Source organism: Burkholderia sp. APQ4-4ca (assembly GCF_057837105.1).
This window is the reverse complement of sequence record NZ_JBYQCG010000192.1, coordinates 1-3,521: the sequence shown is the minus strand read 5'-3', so window position 1 is coordinate 3,521 and position 3,521 is coordinate 1. Positions and strand designations below refer to the sequence as shown.

The window sequence follows — 3,521 nt, the reverse complement described above, 5'->3', positions numbered from 1 at the left end:
CCAACTGGGACGCATCATCGAGCAAATCGGGTTCGATGGTCGGCGCCAACAATTTCGATTCAACGTCGCCGGCGAACTGATCGAGCAGATCGATTGTGGAAACGACGGACAACTTCGCACGACGCTGATATACGACAATCTCGGTCAGATGATCGGTCGCCAACTGAGCGACAACACGCTGAGTACTTTCAGTTATGACGAGCGAGGCCTGCTTAAACAGGCCTACCACCATCAAGAGGCTGGCGCCGTATCGCAAATCACCTACGAGTACGATGCAGCCGGGCGACGTACCGCCGAAGTTCAAGCACATCACGGTCGTGTTTGGCGCCTTCAACATCGACTTGATGCAGTCGGAAATCGTAGCGAGACGCACCTACCCGGAGTTGGCAACCTGACATGGCAGCGGTATGGAAGCGGCCACATTCACGGCGTGCTGCTTGACGGTGCTCCGCTTGCGAGCTTCGAGCGCGATGCGCTACACCGCACGGTCACAAATGTACAGGGTTCAATCGCTCAGCTATTCGCATATACCGACTCCGGACAACTCGCGTCGCAACAGCTTCAGGATCTCGATTCGCAAGGTCAACCACGAGCGGACGCGCGTCCGTGGCGGGCGTGGCATTACGACGCAGCCGGACAATTAACCGATTTGCACGATGCATGGCGAGGTGCCAAGCACTATAGCTACGATCCTCTTTCGCAACTGCTGGGTGTTGCACGCGAACGCGGGGAAGCCATTCTCAATGTGACAAATGAGTCGTTTCGCTACGATTCGACAGGAAATTTGATCGCCAGACTGATGGCGAGCAGCTCCCCGAGTGTTCCGTTTGTGGAAGGCGTACAAGGTGCGGCCGGGGATCGACTGCACCAATTTGTCACGTCCGAGGTATCCACTCAAACGCTGCTCCACTTTACTTACGACGGTCACGGGAACCGGGCATCACGTACGGCACAGGTCATATCAGACAAACCTGTCGTCAAAGCGGCGTCGGGCATTCTTGAGCGACTTCTGCCACGACACAATGCCTCCGAGCCGAGCGAGACAGCTCTACCACCGAATGTCACGCGCTATCGTTATGATGCTGCTCATCAGCTGATTGGTGTCGACCACGTCAATGGCGACCGTACTGAATATCGTTACGACGCCTTGGGACGCCGGATCGCCAAAATTCACACGCCGGCCGGGAAAGCATCGCGCATGACGTTGTTCGTATGGGACAACGATTGGATGTTGCAGGAAGTACATGCCGGCGCGAGCACACGAGGCGACACGCTCGTTACCTATGTTCCGCACCCTGATCACCGTGGACCACTGGCTCAATTGGCGAATGGCAAGTGCTACCACTATTTGAGCGATCATCTCGGCGCGCCACAGGAACTCGTCGACGACGAGCGCGAAGTCGTCTGGGCTGCAGACTTCGACGGTTACGGGCGGTGTGGCCAACAAGTTGTCGCGAAAATCGACAATCCGATTCGGTTTCCGGGTCAGTATCACGATGCTGAGTCCGGGTTGTACTACAACCGTCACCGCTATTACGATCCGGAGGCCGGCAGATACATCAATCAAGATCCTCTCGGTTTGCTCGCAGGCCCCAATAAATACGCCTATGCCGACAGCCGCCCCTCCATGGCAATCGATCCGATTGGCCTGCTGTCGATCCCCGCTGGTGCTGAAATGGGTGCCGCCGCAGGGACGGCAGTCTTTCCCGGAATCGGTACGATAATTGGTGCCGCAGTTGGCACATTGGCGGGGATTGGCGTGTTTGTCTGGATGGCGTCTTCCGCATCATCGGACAAAGCCGGGAACAAAGTCAGTCCGATCGCAGACACAATACAACCGCCGGGCAATTGCTCCCCGGGCGAACATCGCAGGCTCCAGGATGAGGTCAACCGTGCATGCAAGCGCCCCAGAGCGTGTAAAGCTAACATGGACCAGCCGACCATTCTGCAGATGCGCGAAAACAACCGGGAATGTGCGATGGCGCGAGACCTGATCAACAAAAAGTGCTTCGCGGGTGGAGACGCCAACCACCGTAACGAAGCACTCGAAGCCTGGGCGAATGTTGCGAAGTGCGAGGGATTACTGAAATGAGCTTGAATTTCTCAATGTTTCCAAACGATCCCTTCCCGGATGGAGAGCCGATCACAGACAGATCGGGGATCGAGTCATGTGCTGTCGACGATTTTTTTCGAGGAAAGAAGCGCTTCGAAATAACGCTCAAGGAATTAAGAGAAGACTACGAATGCGATGAGTCGGCTTGCCTCACTTTTATGAAGCCGAAAGCGTTCGCATTTTTTCTTCCGTTGTTCATGAAGATAGCTACATATGAGTACGACGAGGCGGACAATATCCCTGACTCTCTTGTCTACAAATTGCACCGAATGGCAACAGGTGGCGCGAGCGACTGGCTCGATGAAATTTCGAAGACGTATGCAAAAGACCAGCGAAATTGCATCATTGATTTTCTAAACGAGATGAGCCGAATCGAGTGGCGGCACCAAGATCCCGACTTGGCGGCAGATGCTGCCAACCTGCTCCGTAAGATATTTTGATCGGCGTTTTTCGATCGGAGCCGAATTTGGGGGTTTGAGTTGAGCGATCTAAATCAACGTGGTGCACTCGGGGACCCCGCTCCGCAGCTCGCCGCCCGAAGTCGGTGAGCTTAGTAAGAATACCGAAATAGTCCAAACTCCCCAAGACTCTTCGATGAAACCTATTATCCGCAAAGGCGACACAACGGATCACGGCGGCACAGTACTCGACGGCTTCGGCCTTTCGAACTTGAACGGTCGGCCGGCATCCGGTGTCGGCCATATGGTCCTGTGCCCGAAATGCCAAGGTACCTACCCGATCGTTCAGGGCTCCAGTCAGTACACGATTGAAGGTCGCGCCGTTGCGCTGGACGGGATGAAGACTGCATGTGGCGCCTCGCTGATCGCCAGCCAACAAGAATTCGTGGCAAGCGAGTGACGCCATCTGGCTCTAATTAAATTGAGCTTTGTCTGCTCCGCGCACATTTTCGCCGCACCAATGCAAAAACCCCCGCCTGATCGGGCGGGGGTTCTTGGCTAAGGGAGCCTGACGATTACCTACTTTCACACGGGAATCCGCACTATCATCGGCGTAGAGTCGTTTCACGGTCCTGTTCGGGATGGGAAGGGGTGGGACCGACTCGCTATGGTCATCAGGCAAAGGGGGTTGTTGTGCTGGCTTCGCAGCACAACCAATCCTGGAAGAAGCAGTAATTTAGGTTGTGTGTATCACACACGAGAATCCAACCGTCCGACGCGCTCTGTAGCGCGAAACAGACTTGTTATAGGATCAAGCCTTACGGGCAATTAGTATCAGTTAGCTGAACGCATTACTGCGCTTACACACCTGACCTATCAACGTCCTGGTCTCGAACGACCCTTCAAGGGGATCTAGTCCCCAGGGATATCTCATCTTAAGGCGAGTTTCCCGCTTAGATGCTTTCAGCGGTTATCTCTTCCGAACATAGCTACCCGGCGATGCCACTGGC

Annotated in this window: 3 protein-coding genes and 2 rRNA genes; 3 read left to right on the top strand and 2 right to left on the bottom strand. The window is 55.0% G+C overall.

What is annotated here, in order from left to right:
• The 3 genes from AC3IFE_RS21045 to AC3IFE_RS21035 form a co-directional block, all read left to right on the top strand.
• A partial coding sequence (locus AC3IFE_RS21045; protein WP_489191826.1) for an RHS repeat-associated core domain-containing protein occupies window positions 1–2,092 on the top strand: 2,092 nt, incomplete at its 5' end.
• Window positions 2,089–2,553 carry a DUF6714 family protein gene (locus tag AC3IFE_RS21040; RefSeq protein WP_489191825.1) on the top strand — a complete coding sequence of 155 codons (465 nt, stop codon included), beginning with the start codon at window positions 2,089–2,091 and terminating at the stop codon, window positions 2,551–2,553. The genes AC3IFE_RS21045 and AC3IFE_RS21040, both read left to right, overlap by 4 nt.
• Before the next feature lie 154 nt (window positions 2,554–2,707).
• Window positions 2,708–2,971 carry a PAAR domain-containing protein gene (locus AC3IFE_RS21035; protein WP_489191824.1) on the top strand — a complete coding sequence of 88 codons (264 nt, stop codon included), beginning with the start codon at window positions 2,708–2,710 and terminating at the stop codon, window positions 2,969–2,971.
• Window positions 2,972–3,077: 106 nt separating this feature from the next.
• Here the strand turns inward: AC3IFE_RS21035 and rrf are convergent.
• Window positions 3,078–3,190, bottom strand: a 5S ribosomal RNA gene (rrf, locus tag AC3IFE_RS21030).
• Window positions 3,191–3,318: 128 nt separating this feature from the next.
• A 23S ribosomal RNA gene (locus tag AC3IFE_RS21025) occupies window positions 3,319–3,521 on the bottom strand; the annotation flags it as partial.

Coding starts and splice junctions, on each gene's coding strand:
- AC3IFE_RS21040 (WP_489191825.1), top strand. CDS start 2,089: ATGAGCTTGAATTTCTCAATGTTTCCAAACGATCCCTTCCCGGATGGA.
- AC3IFE_RS21035 (WP_489191824.1), top strand. CDS start 2,708: ATGAAACCTATTATCCGCAAAGGCGACACAACGGATCACGGCGGCACA.